General features: G+C 72.3%; 20 protein-coding genes and 3 tRNA genes. 15 read left to right on the forward strand and 8 right to left on the reverse strand.

Annotation, left to right across the window (positions count from 1 at the left end; all coding sequences use genetic code 11):
- The first annotated feature begins 110 nt into the window (after window positions 1-110).
- The 4 genes from ACZ31C_RS16605 to ACZ31C_RS16620 all read left to right on the forward strand — a co-directional run bounded on the left by ACZ31C_RS16605 (window position 111) and on the right by ACZ31C_RS16620 (window position 1,749).
- Window positions 111-914 (forward strand): fumarylacetoacetate hydrolase family protein, encoded by an 804-nt coding sequence (locus ACZ31C_RS16605; RefSeq protein WP_350693595.1) that lies wholly within the window; start codon window positions 111-113, stop codon window positions 912-914.
- Window positions 915-1,010: 96 nt separating this feature from the next.
- A tRNA-Gln gene (locus tag ACZ31C_RS16610) sits at window positions 1,011-1,082 on the forward strand.
- Window positions 1,083-1,217: 135 nt separating this feature from the next.
- Window positions 1,218-1,290: transfer RNA gene (locus tag ACZ31C_RS16615), tRNA-Glu, on the forward strand.
- A 383-nt stretch (window positions 1,291-1,673) separates the two neighbouring features.
- Window positions 1,674-1,749, forward strand: a tRNA-Glu gene (locus ACZ31C_RS16620).
- A 231-nt stretch (window positions 1,750-1,980) separates the two neighbouring features.
- Here ACZ31C_RS16620 and ACZ31C_RS16625 read toward each other — a convergent pair.
- Window positions 1,981-2,667 carry an IclR family transcriptional regulator gene (locus tag ACZ31C_RS16625; protein WP_091084913.1) on the reverse strand — a complete coding sequence of 229 codons (687 nt, stop codon included), beginning with the start codon at window positions 2,665-2,667 and terminating at the stop codon, window positions 1,981-1,983.
- A 49-nt stretch (window positions 2,668-2,716) separates the two neighbouring features.
- Between ACZ31C_RS16625 and leuC the strand changes: the two genes are divergently transcribed.
- The 4 genes from leuC to ACZ31C_RS16645 all read left to right on the forward strand — a co-directional run bounded on the left by leuC (window position 2,717) and on the right by ACZ31C_RS16645 (window position 7,696).
- Complete coding sequence (gene leuC, locus ACZ31C_RS16630) at window positions 2,717-4,162, forward strand: 3-isopropylmalate dehydratase large subunit (protein ID WP_465796034.1); 1,446 nt, start codon at window positions 2,717-2,719, stop codon at window positions 4,160-4,162.
- Window positions 4,163-4,178: 16 nt separating this feature from the next.
- Window positions 4,179-4,766, forward strand: coding sequence for a 3-isopropylmalate dehydratase small subunit (gene leuD, locus ACZ31C_RS16635; RefSeq protein WP_396749203.1), 588 nt, complete (start codon window positions 4,179-4,181; stop codon window positions 4,764-4,766).
- Between the two features lie 173 nt (window positions 4,767-4,939).
- The gene (locus ACZ31C_RS16640; RefSeq protein ID WP_350693600.1) at window positions 4,940-5,596 is read left to right on the forward strand and encodes an HU family DNA-binding protein; all 657 of its coding nucleotides are present in this window, start codon (window positions 4,940-4,942) and stop codon (window positions 5,594-5,596) included.
- Window positions 5,597-5,746: 150 nt separating this feature from the next.
- The gene (locus tag ACZ31C_RS16645) at window positions 5,747-7,696 is read left to right on the forward strand and encodes an endonuclease/exonuclease/phosphatase family protein (RefSeq protein ID WP_465796035.1); all 1,950 of its coding nucleotides are present in this window, start codon (window positions 5,747-5,749) and stop codon (window positions 7,694-7,696) included.
- A 7-nt stretch (window positions 7,697-7,703) separates the two neighbouring features.
- Here ACZ31C_RS16645 and ACZ31C_RS16650 read toward each other — a convergent pair whose 3' ends face one another.
- The 4 genes from ACZ31C_RS16650 to cofC are packed head-to-tail and all read right to left on the reverse strand — an operon-like array spanning window position 7,704 to window position 11,840.
- Window positions 7,704-8,582: an NUDIX hydrolase gene (locus tag ACZ31C_RS16650; protein ID WP_465796036.1), complete on the reverse strand. Its 879-nt coding sequence runs from the start codon at window positions 8,580-8,582 to the stop codon at window positions 7,704-7,706.
- A gap of 53 nt (window positions 8,583-8,635) precedes the next feature.
- Window positions 8,636-10,930, reverse strand: a complete 2,295-nt coding sequence (locus tag ACZ31C_RS16655; protein WP_465796037.1) for an RNA degradosome polyphosphate kinase — start codon at window positions 10,928-10,930, stop codon at window positions 8,636-8,638.
- Between the two features lie 54 nt (window positions 10,931-10,984).
- Window positions 10,985-11,182, reverse strand: a complete 198-nt coding sequence (locus tag ACZ31C_RS16660; protein WP_350693606.1) for a cold-shock protein — start codon at window positions 11,180-11,182, stop codon at window positions 10,985-10,987.
- 28 nt (window positions 11,183-11,210) lie between these two features.
- On the reverse strand, window positions 11,211-11,840 hold the full coding sequence (cofC, locus tag ACZ31C_RS16665; RefSeq protein ID WP_465796038.1) for a 2-phospho-L-lactate guanylyltransferase: 630 nt from the start codon (window positions 11,838-11,840) through the stop codon (window positions 11,211-11,213).
- Window positions 11,841-11,969: 129 nt separating this feature from the next.
- On the opposite strand from cofC, the gene ACZ31C_RS16670 reads away from it, so the two are divergent.
- From ACZ31C_RS16670 to ACZ31C_RS16690, 5 genes are all read left to right on the forward strand, one after another.
- A complete protein-coding gene (locus tag ACZ31C_RS16670) occupies window positions 11,970-12,707 on the forward strand; it encodes a lysophospholipid acyltransferase family protein (RefSeq protein ID WP_465796039.1) in 738 nt (245 codons plus the stop codon).
- A gap of 126 nt (window positions 12,708-12,833) precedes the next feature.
- Window positions 12,834-13,832: an NAD(P)H-dependent glycerol-3-phosphate dehydrogenase gene (locus ACZ31C_RS16675; RefSeq protein ID WP_449947273.1), complete on the forward strand. Its 999-nt coding sequence runs from the start codon at window positions 12,834-12,836 to the stop codon at window positions 13,830-13,832.
- A 14-nt stretch (window positions 13,833-13,846) separates the two neighbouring features.
- Window positions 13,847-14,995: a cystathionine gamma-lyase gene (locus tag ACZ31C_RS16680; protein ID WP_465796238.1), complete on the forward strand. Its 1,149-nt coding sequence runs from the start codon at window positions 13,847-13,849 to the stop codon at window positions 14,993-14,995.
- Window positions 14,995-15,846, forward strand: a complete 852-nt coding sequence (locus ACZ31C_RS16685; RefSeq protein ID WP_465796040.1) for a putative protein N(5)-glutamine methyltransferase — start codon at window positions 14,995-14,997, stop codon at window positions 15,844-15,846. The genes ACZ31C_RS16680 and ACZ31C_RS16685 overlap by 1 nt, the downstream gene beginning before the upstream one ends.
- Before the next feature lie 38 nt (window positions 15,847-15,884).
- Complete coding sequence (locus ACZ31C_RS16690; RefSeq protein WP_465796041.1) at window positions 15,885-16,937, forward strand: ROK family protein; 1,053 nt, start codon at window positions 15,885-15,887, stop codon at window positions 16,935-16,937.
- Window positions 16,938-16,975: 38 nt separating this feature from the next.
- Here ACZ31C_RS16690 and ACZ31C_RS16695 read toward each other — a convergent pair whose 3' ends face one another.
- From ACZ31C_RS16695 to ACZ31C_RS16705, 3 genes are all read right to left on the reverse strand, one after another.
- A complete protein-coding gene (locus tag ACZ31C_RS16695) occupies window positions 16,976-17,560 on the reverse strand; it encodes a hypothetical protein (RefSeq protein WP_465796042.1) in 585 nt (194 codons plus the stop codon).
- 161 nt (window positions 17,561-17,721) lie between these two features.
- Window positions 17,722-17,922: a DUF397 domain-containing protein gene (locus ACZ31C_RS16700; RefSeq protein ID WP_396691755.1), complete on the reverse strand. Its 201-nt coding sequence runs from the start codon at window positions 17,920-17,922 to the stop codon at window positions 17,722-17,724.
- 4 nt (window positions 17,923-17,926) lie between these two features.
- Entirely contained in the window at window positions 17,927-18,772 is an 846-nt protein-coding gene (locus tag ACZ31C_RS16705; RefSeq protein WP_465796043.1) for a helix-turn-helix domain-containing protein, read from the reverse strand.
- 275 nt (window positions 18,773-19,047) lie between these two features.
- Here ACZ31C_RS16705 and ACZ31C_RS16710 point away from each other — a divergent pair, with 275 nt between their 5' ends.
- The gene (locus ACZ31C_RS16710) at window positions 19,048-19,284 is read left to right on the forward strand and encodes a hypothetical protein (RefSeq protein WP_396749178.1); all 237 of its coding nucleotides are present in this window, start codon (window positions 19,048-19,050) and stop codon (window positions 19,282-19,284) included.
- Window positions 19,285-19,429: 145 nt separating this feature from the next.
- Entirely contained in the window at window positions 19,430-20,536 is a 1,107-nt protein-coding gene (locus ACZ31C_RS16715) for a D-alanine--D-alanine ligase family protein (protein WP_465796044.1), read from the forward strand.
- The last annotated feature ends 36 nt before the right edge of the window (window positions 20,537-20,572 follow it).

A 20,572-nucleotide genomic window follows, 5' to 3' on the forward strand; every position in this document is an offset into this window, starting at 1 on the left:
GCCTGGCCGGTCCGGTCTGCGACGCGACGGGATTGGCCTGGGCGGTCCGGTCTGCGACGCGACGGGATTGGCCTGGGCGGTCCGGTCTGCGACCGGACTAGATTGGCCTGGTGCGTATCGCTCGTTTCGCTCATGCCAAGGGAATGTCGTTCGGTGTCGTCGAGGGGGAGCCGGAGGCGGGCCCGCAGGGGCTGACCGTCGCCGAGATCACCGGACACCCGTTCGGCCAGATCACGTTCAGCGGTGTCCGGTGGGCGCTGTCCGACGTCCGCCTGCTCTCGCCGATCCTGCCCAGCAAGGTGGTCTGTGTCGGCCGCAACTACGCCGAGCACGCCGCCGAGCACGGCAACGAGGTACCGAAGGAGCCGCTGCTCTTCCTCAAGCCCTCCACCTCAGTCATCGGCCCCCGGGACGCGATCCGCCTGCCCGAGTTCAGCAAGCAGGTGGAGCACGAGGCGGAGTTGGCCGTGGTCATCGGCGCCCCGGGTGCCCGCCGCGCCGACCGGGCCGCCGCCGAACGGGCGATCTTCGGCTACACCTGCGCCAACGACGTCACCGCCCGGGACCTCCAGCGTTCCGACAGCCAGTGGACCCGGGCCAAGGGGTTCGACTCGTTCTGCCCGATCGGTCCGTGGATCACCACCGGACTGGACGTCACCGACCTGGAGATCCGCTGCGAGGTGGGACGCGACCCGGAGGAGATGGAGGTCCGTCAGCTCGGCCGTACCCGGGACATGGTCTTCGACGTGCCGGCCCTGGTGTCGTACGTCTCGCACGTGATGACGCTGCTTCCCGGCGACATCGTCCTGACCGGCACTCCGGCGGGGGTTAGCCCGCTCACGGACGGGGATACGGTGGCCGTCCGGATCGAGGGGATCGGCGAGTTGGCCAACCCTGTCGTGTCCGCGACCTGACCGCCGTTTACGCAGCTCAAGGGCGGTTTGGGGAAGTCGATTTGGCCCGTCGGTGCCGGGAGGGTAGAGTTTGCCCCCGGCACCGCAAGGGGCCAATGGGGTATGGGGTAATTGGCAGCCCAACTGATTCTGGTTCAGTTAGTCTAGGTTCGAGTCCTGGTACCCCAGCGCAGCCGAGATTCGCAAGAATCGAGGCCGCTGGATTCTGTTGGAGTTCAGCACCGATGCTCTGCAAGGGGCCTCGGTCACGAGTTCTGGTAGAGTTTGGCGACACCACCGCGCGGTGGTGTCGCAATGTGTTCTGGCCCCGTCGTCTAGCGGCCCAGGACGCCGCCCTCTCAAGGCGGTAGCGCCGGTTCGAATCCGGTCGGGGCTACAGATTCAGGTGACGGCTCGTCCCGCTCAGCGGGTCGGGCCGTTTCGCTGTGGTGCGTGAGCCCAGTTGCGGCAGCCGATGCGCGCTCGACCGCCCGGCCTCTTGCCCGCCCGGCCCTCTTGCCGCCTGGTCTCAGCCCGCCCAACTTCCGCCCGGCCCCACCTCCTGCCGCCCGCCCCCGTCTCCCTCCCTCCGGCCGGGCTGCCGCAGGCTGGGTGTCGCGCGCCGGGTGTCGCCGGCCGGGTGTCGCGCCTCACCCGATCGGGTGAAACCGCCCCCGACCTCGCCGGACGGCACCGTCCCACCCCAGATTCCGCCGCTGCGAGGGACGCCGCTAGACTACTGCCGCACCGCCCGCAGGGGTGGTGAACCAGGAAAGTCTTGGCCCCGTCGTCTAGCGGCCCAGGACGCCGCCCTCTCAAGGCGGTAGCGCCGGTTCGAATCCGGTCGGGGCTACCACACCGAAGCCCGTCTCGCCCCGCGAGGCGGGCTTCACCCATCCCACCCCCCCGCCCCCGTTACCCCCACTCCCGCCCCACCCCACCCCAGCCCACTCCCAGGCGAAGTTGACCAAGGAGTTTGCGTCGGGCTCGGGCCCTGTCGGTGACCAAAACTTCTTGATCACCGCGAACAAGCCGGGGGTGGGGAGGGTGGGGAGGGTGGGGTGGGGAGGGGAGGGGGAGAGGGGGGTTAGAGGCCGGAGAGGCGTTGGCCGGCGCGGACGACGGCCATGGCGTGACGTTCGCCGGGGCGGCGGCCGAGCCGTTCGATGGGGCCGGAGATGCTGATCGCGGCGATGACCCGGCCGGTGCGGTCCCGGATCGGTGCGGAGACGCTCGCCACACCGGCCTCGCGTTCGGCGACGCTCTGCGCCCAGCCTCGGCGGCGTACCTCGGCGAGGGTGCGGCCGGTGAACTTGGACCGGGGCAGCAGCGGCATCACCGCCTCGGGCGGCTCCCAGGCGAGCAGGATCTGCGCCGCCGAACCGGCCACCATCGGCAGCACCGAACCCACCGGGACGGTGTCCCGCAGGCCGCTGGCGCGTTCGGCGGCGGCCACGCAGATCCGTTCGTCCGCCCGGCGCAGGTAGAGCTGCGCGCTCTCGCCGGTGGCGTCGCGCAGGGCGGCCAGCAGCGGCTCGGCGGCGGTCAGCAGCACGTCCGGTGCGGCGTTCGCCAGTTCGCCCAGACGTGGACCGGGACGCCAGCGGCCCTGGGTGTCCCGGACCAGCATCCGATGGATCTCCAGCGCCTGTGCCAGCCGGTGCGCGGTGGCCCGGGGCAGCTTGGTGCGTTCAACGAGTTCGGCCAGGCTGGCGCCGTCGACACAGGCGGCCAGGATGACCACCGCCTTGTCGAGAACGCCGACACCGCTCATACTGTGTCCCACAAGCCGAAATTTACCTCCCAGAATTTAGGATGTCCAGATGGTGGGAGTCACTCCTGAGCCGAGGACCCTGGCCGAGAAGGTCTGGGACGCGCACGTCGTCCGGTCCGCCGATGGTGAGCCCGATCTGCTCTTCATCGACCTGCACCTGCTGCACGAGGTGACCAGCCCGCAGGCCTTCGACGGGCTGCGGCTCGCCGGTCGCCCGGTGCGCCGTACCGACCTCACGCTCGCGACCGAGGACCACAACACCCCGACCGGGTACGCCGATCCCTCGTTCCGGCAGCGCCGTGGTGACCTGCTCACCATCGCCGACCCCACCTCCCGGACGCAGATCGAGACGCTGCGCCGCAACTGCGCCGAGTTCGGCGTGAAGCTGCACCCGCTCGGCGACGAGAACCAGGGCATCGTGCACGTCATCGGGCCGCAGCTCGGGCTCACCCAGCCCGGCATGACGATCGTCTGCGGCGACTCGCACACCGCCACCCACGGCGCGTTCGGTGCGCTGGCGTTCGGCATCGGCACCAGTGAGGTCGAACACGTCCTGGCCACCCAGACGCTGCCGCAGGCCCGGCCCAAGACGATGGCGGTCACCGTCAACGGCCAGCTCGGTCCCGGCGTCACCGCCAAGGACCTGGTCCTCGCGCTCATCACGAAGGTGGGCACTGGCGGCGGGCGCGGGCACATCGTGGAGTACCGGGGCGAGGCGATCCGGGCGCTCTCCATGGAGGGCCGGATGACCATCGCCAACATGTCCATCGAGTGGGGTGCCAAGGCCGGCATGATCGCGCCGGACGAGACCACCTTCGCGTACCTGAAGGGGCGGCCGAACGCGCCGGCCGGCGCGGACTGGGACGCCGCGGTCGCGTACTGGCGGACGCTGCCCACCGACGAGGGCGCGACGTTCGACGCCGAGGTGACGCTGGACGCCGCCGAGATCACGCCGTTCGTGACCTGGGGCACGAACCCGGGCCAGGGCGCGCCGCTGGGCGCGGCGGTGCCGAACCCGGACGACTTCGGCACCGAGCCCGAGCGGGCCGCCGCCCGTCGGGCCCTGGAGTACATGGACCTGCGGCCCGGTATGCCGTTGCGGGACCTTTCGGTCGACGTGGTCTTCGTCGGCTCCTGCACCAACGGTCGGCTGGAGGACCTGCGGGCCGCCGCCGACGTGCTGCGCGGCCACCAGGTCGCCGACGGCGTACGCATGCTGGTCGTGCCAGGCTCCGCCGCGGTTCGCGAGGCTGCCGAGTCCGAGGGGCTGGACAAGGTCTTCACCGACGCGGGTGCCGAGTGGCGCTTCGCCGGCTGCTCGATGTGCCTGGGCATGAACCCGGACACGCTCTCCCCGGGGCAGCGTTCCGCCTCCACCTCGAACCGGAACTTCGAGGGCCGGCAGGGCCGGGGTGGGCGTACCCACCTGGTGAGCCCGCCGGTCGCCGCCGCCACCGCCGTGGCCGGTCGGCTGGCCGCCCCCGCCGACCTGTAGAGAAGGGCTGCGACAGATGGACAAGTTCACCGTGCACACCGGCACCGCCGTGCCGCTGCGTCGGTCCGACGTGGACACGGATCAGATCATCCCGGCCGTGTACCTCAAGCGGGTGACCCGTACCGGATTCGCCGACGGGTTGTTCAGCGCGTGGCGGGAGGACCCGGGATTCGTCCTCAACGATGAATCATATTCGGGTGCCTCGATTCTGGTGGCCGGTCCGGAGTTCGGTACCGGGTCGTCGCGGGAGCACGCCGTGTGGGCGTTGCGCGACTTCGGCTTCCAGGCGGTGATCTCGCCGCGCTTTGGTGACATCTTCCGCGGCAACGCCCTCAAGGAGGGTCTGCTCCCGGTCGAGCTGGAATTGAAAGCCGTCGAGGAGATCTGGGCCCTGGTCGAGTCCGACCCGAAAGCCGCGATCACCGTCGACCTCACCGCCCGGCAGGTCCAGGCGGGCGGTTCCACGTGGTCGTTCCCCCTCGACGACTTCAGCCGCTGGCGGCTGATGGAGGGCTTGGACGACATTGGACTCACCCTTCGTCACGAGGCGCAGATCAGTGCCTTCGAGGGCACTCGGCCGCCCTTCCTGCCCCGCGTCGCCTAGCCCGTTCACCCGGCTCCGTCGCCGATTCCGCCCCCACCGGTGCCACCGGTGGGGGCGAATCCGTTACGACACAAGGGCTTTTTTCCACCGAATGTTTGTGTCCGGGCAGCACAGGGCATACCGTGCGCGCAGAATGGCTCGCGTCGAGTCAGTTGCACAATCAGGAGGAAGTAGTGAACAAGGCCGAGCTCATCGAGGCGCTCGCCGTTCGCCTGGGGGACCGGAAAACGGCGACGGCCGCGCTCGACGCGGTCCTCGCTGAGGTCCAGGCGGCGGTCACCAAGGGCGAGAAGGTGGCGATCACCGGATTCGGAGCGTTCGAGAAGCGCGTACGGGGCGCGCGAACAGCCCGCAACCCGCGTACCGGGGAGGCGGTGAAGGTCAAGAAGACCTCGGTGCCGACCTTCCGTCCGGGCGCTGGGTTCAAGGAGATGGTGGCCAACGGCAAGGTGCCGAAGGCCACGGCGGCGGCGAAGAAGACCGCCGCGGCCACCGCCAAGACCACCGGTGCGAAGGCGACCGGTGCGAAGGCGACGGGTGCGAAGGCGACCGCTGCCAAGAAGACGACCACGGCGAAGGCCACCGCGGCGAAGAAGACGACCGCCACGAAGACCACGGCGGCGGCGAAGAAGACGACCGCGGCCAAGGCGACCAAGACCACCGCCGCGGCCAAGAAGACGACCGCCAAGAAGACGACCGCCACGAAGAAGGCCGCCCCGGCGAAGAAGACCGCCACGGCGTCCAAGGCCACCGCGGCCAAGAAGACCGCGACGGCCAAGAAGGCACCGGCGAAGAAGGCGCCGGCCAGGAAGAGCGCGACCCGGCGCTGAGCCGGTCGTACGACGAGGGCGTCCGCCGCACGGCGGGCGCCCTCGCCATGTCCGTCGGGTCCGCCGCCGAAGGTCCGCCTCCGAGAGGCGTTGACGGGGCGGGGCACGACGCCCAGAATCGCCGGACCACCCCTCGGCGAAAGAGGAATCGTGTCGCGTCACCGCCATCTCGGTACCGCCACCCTGGCCCTCGGTCTCGTCGTCCTGACCGACGTGCTGCGGGTGTTCCTGCCGTCGGTCATCACCATCTTCGGGCAGGCCGCGTCGACCCCGGCCGAGCTGCTCGGGGCGTTCGCCCTCGGCTGGTTCGTGCTGGCGCTCGCCGCACCGCCGCTCGTCCGGCTGGTCGGCGGCCGCGTGGTCGGCGTGGTGACCGTGGCGCTGCTGGGCGTCGCCCGGCTCGCCCTCACCGCCGGCCCCGGCGGCGACGCGCAGCTCTGGCTCGCCAGCGCCGGCCTGCTCGCCGGTCTGGTGTGGCTCGCCGCGACCGCGGCCCGGGGCGAGCGCACCGTACCCGGACTGGCGCTCGGACTGGCCGCCGCGGCGCTCGGGCACGTGCTGGTCGGCACGTACGACCTGGTGTGGCGGGGGAGTTGGGCGGCGTGGGTGGCCGGCGGTGTGATGGTGGTGGCGCTGCTCGCCGGTGAGGTCCTGCTCGCCCGTCGTCCCGGTGCGTCCACGCCGGTGCCGCACGGTCGGGCGTGGTTGCTCGTCGGGCCGGCGTTGTTGCTGGGCGGCATGGTGGCGTTGTCACCGGCGGTGGTGAGCACCGCGACGTCCTACTGGTTCGGCGCGGCGGGCACCGCCTCGACCCCGCTGTTCGCGTTCGCGCCGCTCGGCGTGGCGCTGGCGGTGTTCCTGCCCGCCGCCCTGACTCCGCCCCGGCCGCGTACCCGACTGGTGTGGCCGGGGCTGCTGCTGGCCGGTGCCCTGCTGTTCGGGTACGGCCCGCCGGCGATGCTGACCGTCGCGGTGCTGCTCAGCGCGGCCGGTCTGGGCGGCTGCCTGGCGTCGGCCGACGGGGCCGCCGTGCCGTCGGTTCGGTCCGCGACCCGTCGGGGGTACGCGGCGGTGGGCGGCATGCTTGTCTTCGCGGTCGTCTCGGTGCTCTACTACGCCGCCTACGACCTCGGCTATCCCAACGGGTGGCTGCCGGCCCTGGTGGCCGCGCTGACCGGCCTGATCGCGCTGGAGGGCCGTCTTCGGCCCCGTCCGGCCACCGCACCGGCCACCGAGGAGTTCGGCGCTCCAGCGGCTGCTCCGGCCGTCCAGGGGGCCACCACGTTCGCCCGGCTGCCCAGGGTGCCGATCGCCGTGCTCGCCGCGCTGACCGCCGTCGTCGCCGCGGTGGTGCACGAGCCGTGGCCGGTGGCGACCAACCGGCCCGGTCCGCCGGAGCAGATACGGGTGGTGGCCTACAACATCCGGATGGGCTTCGGCATGGACGGCCGGTTCGACCTGCCCGCCCTGGAACGGGCGGTCCGGGGCGCCGACGTGGTGGCGCTCAGCGAGGTGGACCGGGGCTGGCTGCTCAACGGCGGCCACGACACCCTGCACCTGCTCTCCGACCGGCTGGGCCTGCCCTACGTCTTCGCGCCGGCCGCCGACGCGCTCTGGGGCGACGCGGTGCTCAGCCGGTGGCCGGTGGACCGGGCCCGGACCCGGGTGCTGCCCGCCGTGGGCGCACCCACCGGCGCGCAGGCGCTCGGCGTGACCGTGGACTTCAGCGAGGGCGTACGCCTGGCCGTGGTGAGCACGCACCTGCAACCACCGCCCGGCGCGGATCCGGTGGTGCAGGCCCGTGCCGTCGCCGAGTTCGCCACCGGGTACGCCGACGGCCTGCCGCTGGTGGTCGCCGGTGACTTCAACACCGAGCCGGGCGACCCGGCCTTCACCGCGCTCACCGGTGCCGGTCTGGTCGACGCGTTCGCCGCCGCCCGCCCGGTGCCAACCAGCCCGGCCGACGACCCGCGCGAGCAGATCGACCACGTCTTCGTCTCACCCGACCTGGTCGCCTCCGACGCCGTCGCGACCCCCGGCACCGCCAGCGACCACCTGCCGGTCGCGGTCACCCTCACCCTGCCCGGCGGTGCCGGCTGACCTCGGATCAGAGCCGGTCGGCGGCGACGAGGCGGTCGTCGCTGAAGGCGAGCAGCCAGCCCGTGCCCTTGTCGGTGTCGTAGTCGCCGTCCTGCCCGGCGAGGCGTTCCAGCGCGCCCGGGATCACCTTGCCCTGGCTGCACACCGCCGTACGTTCGCCGGAGGCGGCCAGCGCGGCCATCCGCGCCGCCGCGGCGAGGACCCGTTCGTCGGGTTGCTGGCCGGCGAGGGGCTCGTCCAGGTCGCCGCTGATCTCGATCGGCAGGTCCAGCGTCTCGGCGGCCGGGTCCAGGGTCTGTACGCAGCGGCGCGGTGACGCCGACAACAGCCGGCTCGGCCGGGTCAGCGCGATCAGCGGTGCCAACGCCCGCGCCTGCGACCAGCCCCGGTCGTCCAACGGCCGGGCCGTGTCCGGGCCGGACCAGGTCAACCGCTTGCCGGCGTGGCCGTGCCGGACCAGCACCATGGTGGCGGTGACCCGGGGCAGGGCGGCGAACGCGGCCAGGATCTCCGCGTCGTGCGGGTAGCTGGCCAGCGCCACCGCGTCGTCCACGTCGAGCCAACGCACCGCGTCGACCTCGGTGCCCGGCTGGAAGCCGCCGGTGCCCATCGCCCGCATCGACCAGTAGTCGACCTCCTTGAGACTGCCCTCGCTGCGGTACCGCACCGAGGGCAGGCGCACCTCGGGCGCGGCCCGCGCGTCGGCCTCCTCGGCGACCTCCCGGACGGCTGCCGCCAACGGATGCTCGCCCGGCTCCAGCTTGCCCTTGGGCAGGGTCCAGTCGCCGTACCGGGGGCGGTGCACCAGACAGACCTGGACGTCGTCGTACGATCCGGGCCGCCACACCACGCCGCCGGCCGCCCGGATCTCGATCACGTCGGTCATCCGGTCCGTCGCCGTTCCTCCTCGATCATCCGCTCAGCCTATTCCGCCGTCGCTCACCCGGCGGTGCTGCCGACCCGACGCAGCAGCATCCCCTGCAGGTGGGCCGGTGGCGCGTCGGTCGTGCCGTTACGTCGGGTCCAACTCCCGTCGGCGGCCAACTCGAACGCGTCGATGTCGGGGCTCATCGCGGCACCGAACACCTGGTCCAGTTCGGCCCGGGCCACCGGGTCGCTGACCTGGACCAGCGCCTCGACCCGCCGGTCCAGGTTGCGGTGCATCAGGTCGGCGGAGCCGATCCAGAACTCGGCGTCGCCGTTGTTGCCGAACCGGAAGACGCGGGAGTGTTCCAGGAACCGGCCGAGGATCGAGCGGACCCGGATGTTCTCCGACAGCCCCGGTACGCCGGGCCGCAACGTGCACATGCCCCGGATGATGAGGTCGACGTGGACGCCGGCCTGGGAGGCCCGGTACAACGCGTCGGTGATCTCCTCGTCGACCAGCGCGTTCACCTTGAACTGCACGAGTCCCGGCATGCCCAGCCGGACGTGGGCGATCTCCCGTTCGATGCGTTCGATCAGGCCGCTGCGGATGCCCTGCGGCGCCACCAGCAGCCGCCGGTACGCGGTCTGCCGGCTGTAACCGGTCAGCACGTTGAACAGGTCGGTCAGGTCGGCCCCGATCTCCGGGTCGGCGGTGAGCATGCCGAAGTCCTCGTAGAGCCGGGCCGTCTTCGGGTGGTAGTTGCCGGTGCCGATGTGGCAGTAGCGCCGGATCTGGTTGCCCTCCTGGCGTACCACCAACGCCGTCTTGCAGTGTGTCTTGAGCCCGACCAGGCCGTAGACCACGTGACAGCCGGCCCGTTCCAGGGTGCGCGCCCACCCGATGTTGGCCACCTCGTCGAACCGCGCCTTCAACTCCACCAGCACCACCACCTGCTTGCCCGCTTCGGCGGCGTCGACCAGCGCGTCCACGATCGGCGAGTCGCCGCTGGTGCGGTAGAGCGTCTGCTTGATGGCCAGCACGTGCGGATCGGCGGCGGCCTGCTCCACGAAGCGCTGCACGCTGGTGGCGAACGAGTGGTACGGGTGGTGCACCAGCACGTCCCCGTCGCGCAGGGTGGCGAAGACGCTGCGCGGCACCTCGCCCTCGGCGAGCCGGGGATGGGTGGCCGGCACGAACGGCGGGTCCTTGAGGTCGGGCCGGTCGGCCTCGCCGTACAACTGCCAGAGCGCCGAGAGGTCGAGCAGGCCCCGGACCCGCAGTACGTCCTGGGCGTCCATGTCCAGTTCGCGAACGAGCAGCTCCAGCATGTGATCGGAGATGGAGGCGGCCACCTCCAGCCGTACCGGTGGGCCGAAGCGACGCCGGGCCAACTCCCGTTCCAGCGCCTGGAGCAGGTCCTCGTCGCGGTCCTCGTCCACCTCGACCTCGGCGTTGCGGGTGACCCGGAACAGGTGGCACTCCACCACCTGCATGCCGGAGAAGAGCTGGCCGAGGTGCACCGAGATGACGTCCTCGACCGGCACCATCCGCACCCCGGGCTGGTCCCGGTCGACGCGGACGAACCGGGGCACGTTGTTGGGCACCTTCACCCGGGCGAACAACTCGGGCCCGCCGTCCGGGTCGCGCACCGACACGGCCAGGTTCAACGACCGACCGGAGATGTACGGGAACGGGTGGGCCGGGTCGACCGCGAGCGGGGTGAGCACCGGGAAGATCTGCTCCCGGAAGTAGGCGCGCAGCCGGTCCCGCTCGGCGTCACCCAGGTCGGACCAGCGCAGGATCCGGATGTCCTCGTCGGCGAGCTTGGGCAGCACGTCGTCGACGAAGCACGTGGCGTGTCGGGTGACCAGGGTGGCGGCCTTCTCGGCGACGAGCGCCAACTGGGTACGCAGCGGCATGCCGTCGCCGCCGCGCACCGGCAGGCCGGCGGAGAGCCGGCGCTTGAGCCCGGCCACCCGCACCATGTAGAACTCGTCGAGGTTGCTGGCGAAGATGGCCAGGAACTTCGCCCGCTCCAGCAGCGGGGTGTGCGGGTCCTCGGCCAGCGCCAGGACCCGGGCGTTGAAGTCGAGCCACGACAGCTCCCGGTTGAGGAACCGGTCCTCCGGCAGCGGCCGGACTGATGGCGGCTCGTCGCCGGACGGTGCCGTGGCACCCGGCCCGGACACCGGGTCGATAACCTCCTCCAGCCCGGTGGAGGCGGCGGCCGGGTCGGTGCCGTTCGGGTCGGTCGTCGGCCGGGTACGGCGGAAGCGCCCGTCGGATCCCCGGGAGCGACCTGCGTCGCGGCTGGTGTCGTCGTCGGTGCCGGCGGGACTGGCGTTACGTTCGCGAGGGGTGCTCACCTGCTCATAATCACCCGACTCGGGTTAACGCAAAATGAACTTCCGCTGGGTAGGTCAGGACATCGTCGGCAGGGTCACGCGGATCACGTCCCCGGCGGCGTCGGTCTCGACGCGGACCCGCTGGCCGAGCCGGAGCAGCCGCAGCCCGGAGGCGTCGAAGGCGCGGGCCGGGAAGGACAGCTCGGTGCCGTCGTCGAGCAGCAGCAGCCCGCTGCGGGTCGCCGCGTCGAAGGTCGCCACCGTGCCCTGCATGTCCAGCACCGTACACCGCAGGGGTGGCTCAGCCGGTGAGGCAGCCGGCGGCCAGTCGTGCGGTGCGCGGCCCGAGCCCGAGCCGGGCGGCGGCGGCCAGGTCGTCCGGAATGTCCACGTCTCGGCGCAGGCTGGGCCAGTCGCCGGCCAGCGGCCGGGCACCGCTCGCCGCGTGCGCCGCGGCCGAACCGGGCCCGAAACACGGCCCGAGGGGCACGCCGGCCGGCGCGGTCAGCAGCACGGTGCCGGTACCCGGCGCGTCGGCCACGAAGCAGCGGACGCCGGGCGGGGCGTCCCGCGCCGCGCGCAGCGCCGCCGCCAGCTCGACCGGACGCAGCGCCGGAAGGTCGGCGGTGATCCCGGCCACCGGACCGGACACCTGTGCCGCACCGTGCCGGAACGCGCCGTTGAGTCCGGCGTCCGCGACGTCCGCCAGCACCTGCGCCCCGGCCGCGAGGGCCTCGGCCCGGACCCGGGCGTCGTCGGTGACCACGAGCACCTCGACCACCTCGGGACAGGCCCGCACCGCGTCGAGGGTGTCGGCCACGAGCGCCAGCGCCAGCTCCTCGTGGGGTACGCCGGGCAGCCCGCCACGCAGCCGCGACTTGGCGGCGACCAGGCGTTTGACCGGCACCACCACGCTCCAGGGCTGACTCACACCTGTCATCCTGCCAGCCCGTCGGCGGTACCCTCACTGGCCGTACCAGGGGCGAACAGGCATGATTTCGGCTGCGGGCGTCACCGGATCTCTCCGGTGGGCGGGTCGGGGTGGGCACGAGGAGGCACGGTGGGTCGGCGCAGGCTGGGGTTCTGGCGGAGGTTCGCCGTGGTGCTGGTCAAGCCGGTGGTGACCGTCTGGACCCGGCGTACCTGGCGGGGCATGGAGCACCTGCCGCAGGACGGTCCGGTGATCATCGTGGCGAACCACATCTCGCACGCCGATCCGCTGGTGTCGGCGCACTTCGTCTACGACGCCGGCCGGTGGCCGCAGTTCCTCGGCAAGGCGAGCGTGTTCAAGGTCCCGGTGGTCGGCTGGATCCTGCAACGGTGCCGCCAGATCCCGGTGGAGCGCGGCTCAGTCGACGCGGCCAAGTCGCTGGAAGCCCTGGTCAAGGCGCTGAATGAGGGCGCGGCGGTGATCATCTATCCGGAGGGCACCACCAGCCGGGAGCCGGACCTGTGGCCGATGAAGGGCAAGACCGGCGCGGCCCGGCTGGCGCTGACCACCGGTGCCCCGGTCGTGCCGGTGGCGATGTGGGGCCCGGAGCAGATCTTCGACCCGCGCCGGGCCCGGCTGAACCCGCGCCCCCGCATCCCGGTCAGCGTGGTGGCCGGTCCGCCGGTCGACCTGAGTCGCTGGGCCGGAGCCGCGCCGAGCCGGGCGGTGCTGGAGGAGATGACCGACGTGATCATGCTGCGGGTGCGGGACCTGCTTGCCGAGATCCGGGGCGGCACACCGCCGCCGCTGTGGCAGCGCACCTCCCGCGCCAACGCCAACGCCGACCGCCCCGAGGCGACGTCATGAGCGAGCGTCAGTCTCGTGGCGGCATGCAGCGAAGCGGAGTGCCGGCATGAGCGAGCGTCAGCGAGTGAATCGTCAGCGCAGTGTGGTGGTGTCTCGTGGCGGCACGCAGCGAAGCGGAGTGCCGGCATGAGCGGACATGTGGCGGTGCTGGGGGCCGGGTCGTGGGGGACCGCGTTCGCCAAGATCCTCGGCGACGCCGGACGGGACGTCACGATCTGGGCGCGGCGACAGTCCATCGCCGACGTCCTCCGGGACGAGCGGTGCAATCCGGAGTACCTGCCGGGAGTGGTGCTGCCGCAGCGGGTCACCGGCACCGGTGACGCCGCCGAGGCGATCGAGGGCGCCGAGATGGTGGTGCTGGCGGTGCCGTCGCAGACGCTGCGCGGCAACCTCGCCGAGTGGGTCGGTCACCTGCACCCCGATGCCACCCTGGTCTCGCTGATGAAGGGCATCGAGCTCGGCACCACCAAGCGGATGAGCGAGGTCATCGTGGAGACCGCCGGGGTGGCGGCGGACCGCGTGGTGGTGGTCTCCGGGCCCAACCTGGCCCCGGAGATCGCGGCCGAGCAGCCGGCCGCCACCGTGGTCGCCGGCACCGACGCCGACCGTGCCGCGCAGGTGCAGCACTCGATCACCACGCCGTACTTCCGGCCGTACACCAACGACGACGTGATCGGCTGCGAGCTGGGCGGGGCGGTGAAGAACGTGATCGCCCTGGCGTACGGCATCGCCACCGCCATGGGGTTCGGTCACAACACCCGGGCGATGCTGGTCACCCGGGGACTGGCCGAGACGGCCCGGCTCGGGGTGGCCCTCGGTGCCGACCCGCTCACCTTCGCCGGCCTGGCCGGCATGGGTGACCTGGTGGCCTCCTGCTCGTCGCCGTCGGCCCGCAACCGCACCTTCGGCGAGCACCTGGGTCGGGGCGCGACGCTGGAGGAGGCGCGGGTGGCCACCCGGCAGACCGCCGAGGGCGTGAAGAGCGCGCTGGCGATCCGGGACCTGGCCCGCGCGCACGGTGTGGAAATGCCGATCACCGAGCAGGTCGAGCTGGTCTGCCACGAGGGCGTCGACCCTCGGCGCGCGGTCCGGGCGCTGATGAGCCGCACCACCAAGCCGGAGTGAGTCGCGTGGACGAGATGCGTACCCCTTCCCCCGAGCGGGACGACCGGACGTTCGGGTCGGCCGGTGACGGCACCCGGTGCGTACACGCGGGACTGCCCGAGCCGACGCCCGGCGCGCCCTTCCTGCCCGGTCCGGTCTTCGCCGCGCCGTACCACCTGGATCCCCGGCAGGGACCGGCGGCGGCGCCGAACGGCTACGGGCGGCCGGACAACCCGACCCGTCGCCTGCTGGAGGCGGCGATCGGCGAGCTGGAGGGCGGCGACTGCCGGGTCTTCGCCAGTGGCCAGGCGGCGATCACCGGCCTGCTGCTGGCGGTGCTGCGGGCCGGTGACACCGTGGTGCTGCCCGCCGACGGCTACTTCCCGGTGCGCGCGTTCGCCACCGACACGCTGGCCGGCAACGGGGTCCGGGTGCTGTTCGCGCCGACCGCCGGGCCCTACCCGGACTTCACCGGGGTACGCCTGGTGCTGGTGGAGACGCCGGCCAACCCGGGACTCGACGTGGTGGACCTGCCCGCCCTGGCCGAGCGGGTGCACGCGGCCGGCGCCCTGCTGGCGGTGGACAACACCACCGCCACCCCGCTCGGTCAGCGTCCGCTCGACCTCGGCGCGGACCTGGTGGTGGCCTCCGGCACCAAGGCGTTGACCGGGCACTCCGACCTGCTGCTCGGCTACCTCGCGACCCGGTCGACGCCGTTACTGGAGCAGGCCACCACCTGGCGGACGGTCACCGGTTCGGTGCCCGGGGCGTTCGACGCCTGGCTGGCCCACCGCTCGCTGGCCACGCTCGACCTGCGGCTGGCCCGGCAGACGGCGAACGCCGAGGCGCTGGCCCGACTGCTCGTGGCCCGTCCCGACGTGTCGGGGGTGCGCTGGCCGGGACTGCCGGACGACCCGGCGTACCCGGTGGCGTCGCGGCAACTGCGGCGGATGCCGGGGGTGCTCTCCTTCGACCTGGCCGACGCCGACCGGGTCGCCCGGTTCCTCGACGCGGCCCGGCTGGTCGGGGCGGCGACCTCGTTCGGCGGCCTGCACACCACGGCCGACCGGCGCGCGCAGTGGGGCGACGACACCGCACCCGGCTTCGTCCGGCTCTCCTGCGGGGTGGAGGACACCGTCGACCTGGTCGCCGACGTGACGGCCGCGTTGGACGCGGCAGCCTGATGGAGCCCGTCTCCCCGGCCGAGATCGACGCCCTGGCGCGCCGGCTGCGGGAGGCCGGTTGTGTCTGGGCCGAGGACGAGAGTCGGCTGCTGGTCGAGGGGGCCGACAGCCCGGAGACGTTGGCCGGGCTGGTCGACCGGCGGGTCGCCGGCGAACCGTTGGAGTACGTGCTCGGCTGGGCGGAGTTCTGCGGCGAGCGGATCGGCGTACGGCCGGGGGTCTTCGTGCCCCGGTCGCGTACCGCGCTGCTGGTCTCGGCCGCCGTGGCGGTGACCGGACCGGCCGCGGCCGTGGTGGAGCTGTGCTGCGGTTCCGGTGCGGTGACCCGGGCGCTGGCCGGTCGGCTCACCGCGCCCCGGCTGGTGGCCGCGGTCGACCTGGATCCGGCGGCGGTGGCCTGCGCCCGACGGAACCTGGCCGACCTGGCGGTGCCGGTGCTCTGCGGCGACCTGTTCACGCCGCTGCCGGCCGCCTGCCGGGGTGCCCTGGACCTGGTGGTGGCGAACGCCCCGTACGTGCCGACGGCGGCGCTGCCGTTGCTGCCGCCCGAGTCCCGCCGGTACGAGGCGCCGGTGGCGCTGGACGGCGGCCCGGACGGCCTGGCGGTGCTGCGCCGGGTCGCCACCACCGCGTCGCGCTGGCTCGCCCCCGGCGGGCACCTGGTGGTGGAGGTGGGCGAGGACCAGGTGGACGAACTGGGGGCGGTGCTGACCGGGGTCGGTCTGGTGCCGGAGGTGCTCCGCGACGCCGATCTGGGGGCCACCGCGATGACCGCCTGCAAGCCGGTCCGTGCCGGACACCGGGACGGGAACGGCCCGGCACACATGGCGGGCCGGCGGACCGAGAACTAACCTCGCGTCAGGTTCGGACGGCGGGAGGCGGGTTTCGGGTGAGTGGCGCAGCGGTGCCGGTGGTCGTCGGGATCGACAACGGAGGAACGAGCAACAACACCACGGTCCTGACCCTCGACGGGCGGTTCCTGGTGGACGAGCTGGTGGAGACGCCCAGCGAGGTGCAGGCCGGGCCGGAGGCGGCGGTGGCGGCGATGGCACGGGCCTTCGACGGCGTGCTGACCCGGACCGGGGTGCCCCGCGAGTCGGTCCGGGCGGTCGGGCTGGACACGCCGGGCCCGGCCAGCGCCACCGGGGTGATCTCGTCGAAGGGCTCGACGAACTTCTCCCAGCCGGCCTGGCGCGGGTACGACGTGCGGGGCGCGCTGGAGCACCGACTCGGGCTGCCGGTGGTCTATCACAACGACGGCAACGCCGCCGCGCTCTACGCCCACCACGTGCACTTCGGCGCCGACGCGATGCGGCGGTCGTCGGTGTCGGCGATCGTCGGCACCGGGCTGGGTGGCGGCGTGGTGGAGAACGGCCGGGTGGTGTCCGGGGCGGCCGGCATGGCCGGTGAGCTGGGGCACGTGCAGATCCCGCTGACCACCGTGCTGGCCCCGGAGCAGCCGGTGCCGACCTGCGCCTGCGGTTTCGCCGGTGACGTGGAGAGCGTGGCCTCGCTGACCGCGATCGGCCGCAACCTGTTGCCGTACTGGCTGACGCGCTTTCCGGGGCACCCGCTGGCCGACGAGTCACCGGCTCGCGGGGCCAAGCTGGTACGCGGGTACGGCGAGCGCGGCGACGAGATGGCCCGGGAGATCTTCGCGCAGCAGGCGCGGGCGCTCGGCGCGCTGTTCACCATCGCGGCGAACTTCACCGATCCGCACGCGTACTTCGTCGGTGGTGGCGTGGTGGAGACGGCCCCGGAGTTCCGCGACTGGTTCCTCACGGCGGTACGCGAGCACACCGCGCTCCGCGCGGAGCAGGCCGCTCTGGCCACGTTCGCGTTGGTGCCGGAGCGCGACATGGCCGGTGCGCGGGGCGTCGCGCTCGCCGCGCTGGAGGCGGCCCGGGACCTGCCGGCACCACTGCCGCTGGTCGGCGACTGATCCCGGCCGCTGGTCGGCGGCTGATCCCCGGCCGCCGGTCAGCCCAGTCGGACGTCCTCGATGACCGGGAAGTCGTACCAGCTCAGCGAGAAGGGGTCGGTGGGGGACGGGGACACCGGGAAGACGCCCCACGTGTCGGTCGACTGTCCCGGGGCGACGGTGACCGTCTCGCCGGCCCGTTCGGCGGCACACCAGGTGTCGGTGGGGCGTACGGTGCGGCCGTCGGCGAGCGTCAACGCGGAGGAGTTCAGGTCGTCCTCGCGGCTCGGGCAGCTCAATGGCCACGGCAGCAGCGAGTCGTTGCGGTAGCGGAAGGTGAGCCGCAGCGTGCCGGCGGAGGTCTCGGCACCGGTCAGCGTGAGGCTGAACGACGACTGCTGGTAGATCTGGCGGTCGAGCCGGTACGTCTGCCGGTCGGTGCCCGCCGGGGGCGGCGAAGCGTCGTCCGCGTCCCGGGCGGGGGTGCCGCTGCGGTCCGTCGCGTTCTCCGGGCTCTGGTCCGACCCGGCCTCGACGGACGGCGACCGTGGATCGGCCAGGTAGTAGCCGGCGAGGGAACCGATGATGGCGAGACTGGCCGTCGCCACGACGACGGCGGTCAGGACGCCGTACCTTCTCTCCACACGGACCCCCGGCTGCTGGGCGGCAACGTCGGCCGTGAAGGTAGCACCGGTGGGAAAGCGCGTCGGCATCCGAGCCGGGGCTGACCGGGCCGGCGGTGCCCTTACCGGCCCGGTCAGCGGTCCTCGGTGTGGTGGTACGGCTCAGGGGGTGCGGACCCGGTTCAGCGGGTCGGGGGCGACTGGGCGAAGGCGGTCCAGGCGGTCGGCGGGAAGTGCAGCAGCGGGCCGTCCGGGTCCTTGGAGTCGCGTACGGCCACCGTCCCGGGAACGACCGCCACCTCCACGCAGGCTCCCTCGTCGCCGCTGTGGCTGCTCTTGCGCCACCCGGCCACGGCCACCACGGTGTTGGTCGTCGGTGTCATTCTCTTACCGTCCCTTCAGGGTTTTCAGCAGGAGGTCACGGCTGTCCGTCGGGCTGAGTGCGACAGTCCGCAGGTGTTCCATGATCTTGGTGCAGGTGCGCAGGTCACCGGGCCGATCCAGGATCATCTGGCCGGCGACGGTCTCCACCGAGGCGATGATCGGGTCCTCCGGGTCGGCGAACTCGAGGATGTGCAGCGAACCTCGGGTGCCCCGGTGGTAACCGGCGACCAGCGGGATCACCTGCACGGTGATGTTCGGCAGATCGCTCATCTTGAGCAGATGGTTGAGCTGCCCCTGCATGGCCGACTCGTCGCCGACGGGACGCAGCAGCGCCGCCTCGTCGAGGATCGCGTCGAAGATCGGCGGGTCCTGCTCGAAGACCCGCTGTTGCCGGTCGAGCCGCATGTGGACCCGCTCCTCGACGTCGTTGTCGCTGAGCGTGTGCGGTCCGCCCCGCATCACCGCGCGGATGTAGTCGGCGGTCTGCAACAGACCCGGCATCACCGACGGCTCGAAGTTGGCGATGCCGGTGGCCTCGGCCTCCAATGCGATGAAGTCGATGGTGCGCCGGTCCAGCAGGTACGAGTACGAGACCCACCAGCCGGGCTTGCGCGCGTCCTTGGCCAGCGCGACGGCCGCGGCGACGTCCTCGGCCTTGACGCCGTAGAGGGTGAGCAGCGCCCGCACGGTGGCGGGGTTGACCAGTGTCTGCGCGTTCTCGTAGCGGGAGAGCGTGCTACGGGTGCTGTTGATCTCGTCCGCCGCGGCCTCCAAGGTGAGGCCGGCGGCTTCCCGGTGGTGGCGCAGCGCGAGGCCCAACCGGCGAGCGCGAGCGGTCTTCGGTGCCATGCATCGATGGTCGCACGTATTTGGGACTCTGTACATGAGAGAACGTCGGTGAGAGTTGCATTCATGCCCATGGACCTGTCAGTCTGTTAGCGCGTCCTCACCGCCGGTTGTCGTGGCGACGGTGGTGGTGAGCGACCGGAGGGGATGGGGCGCGCGGCGGTCGGGTTATTCCCCCGTACCCGACCGCCGCGTGCCGCGCCAGTTGTCGGCCACCGGAAGGGAATCGACGTGCGAACTGGTCAGCGGGTGTGCGCCGAGCGCCTCGGCGGCCGGCGATGACACGTTTCCTGGTAGTCCTGACCGACGTCCGTCCATACGAGATGGACGGACGCAACGAGCGGGTCACCCCGGAGCGCCGACGCCAGGTCGTCGGCGCGAGCAGCCGGGAGGCGGCGGACCGGATCGCCGGCGCGTTCATGGCCCTGGGCATGGTGCGCGCGGGCCGGCAGCGGGTCAAGGTGATCGCCATCGGCCGGCGGCACGCGTTCGGCGAGCGGGAACTGGTCGGCTGACCTGGCCTGGTAACGCACCGTATATGCCGCCTTGACCGAATGCTGTCATCCCGTGTTCCCGCAGGGTATCGGCCACCCTGCCCCGCCACGCACAGTAAGGTCATCCGGGAGAGCGCCAGCAGTGCGTCCCGGAAAGGTGACCGCAGTGACCACCCCAGGCAAGACCCGCGTGGCGATCGTCTTCGGAGGCCGCAGTCCGGAACACGGCATCTCCTGCGTCAGTGCCGGGAGCGTGCTCGCCGCGCTGGACCCCGACGAGTTCGAAGTGGTGCCGGTGGGCATCACCCGGGCCGGGCAGTGGGTGCTGACCAACGGCGACCCCGCCCAACTGGCGATCAGCGCGCGTCAACTGCCGGAGATCACCGCTTCGTCCGGTGTGGACATCGTGCTGCGCGCCGACCCGACCGGCAGCGGCCTGCTGGTGCTCGACCCGGCCGACGGCCCCCGCGCGCTGGCCGATGTGGACGTGGTCTTCCCGGTCCTGCACGGCTCCTACGGCGAGGACGGCACCATCCAGGGCATGCTGGAGATGGCCGGCATCCCGTACGTCGGGGCGAAGGTGTTCGCCTCGGCCGCCGCGATGGACAAGGAGTTCACCAAGAAGCTCTGCGCCGCCGAGGGCATCCCGGTCGTCCCGTACGCGGTGCTGCGCAGCGGAATGACGCTCAGCGAAGCGGACAAGGAGCGGCTCGGCCTGCCGGTCTTCGTCAAGCCCTCGCGGGCCGGGTCCTCGTTCGGCGTCAGCAAGGTCAGCGACTGGGCGGACCTGGAGGCGGCGATCGCCTTCGCTCGGGAGATCGACAACAAGGTGCTGGTCGAGAGCGCCATCGTCGGTCGCGAGATCGAGTGCGGCGTGCTGGAGGGCGAGGCCGGCGGGACGCCCGAGGCGTCCGTGCTCGCCGAGGTGCGGGTGGTCGGCGACTACGAGTTCTACGACTTCGAGGCCAAGTACATCGACGCGGCGTCGGCCTGCGAGTACGACCTCCCCGCCGACCTGCCCGACCGGGTCACCCGGCAGGTACGCGACTACGCCGTCCGGGCCTTCACCGCCCTGGACTGCGCCGGCCTGGCCCGGGCCGACTTCTTCGTCACCCCGGAGCTGGACGTCTATCTCAACGAGATCAACACGATGCCCGGCTTCACGCCGACGTCGATGTTCCCCCGGATGTGGGCGGCGGCCGGCCTGGAGTACCCGAAGCTCGTCGATCGGCTGATCCGCACCGCGCTCACCCGCGGACCCGGGCAGTACTGAGTCCCCACCCCGACGCGGCGGGCCCGCCACCGGAGC

This window comes from Micromonospora sp. NPDC023869 (genome assembly GCF_055559695.1).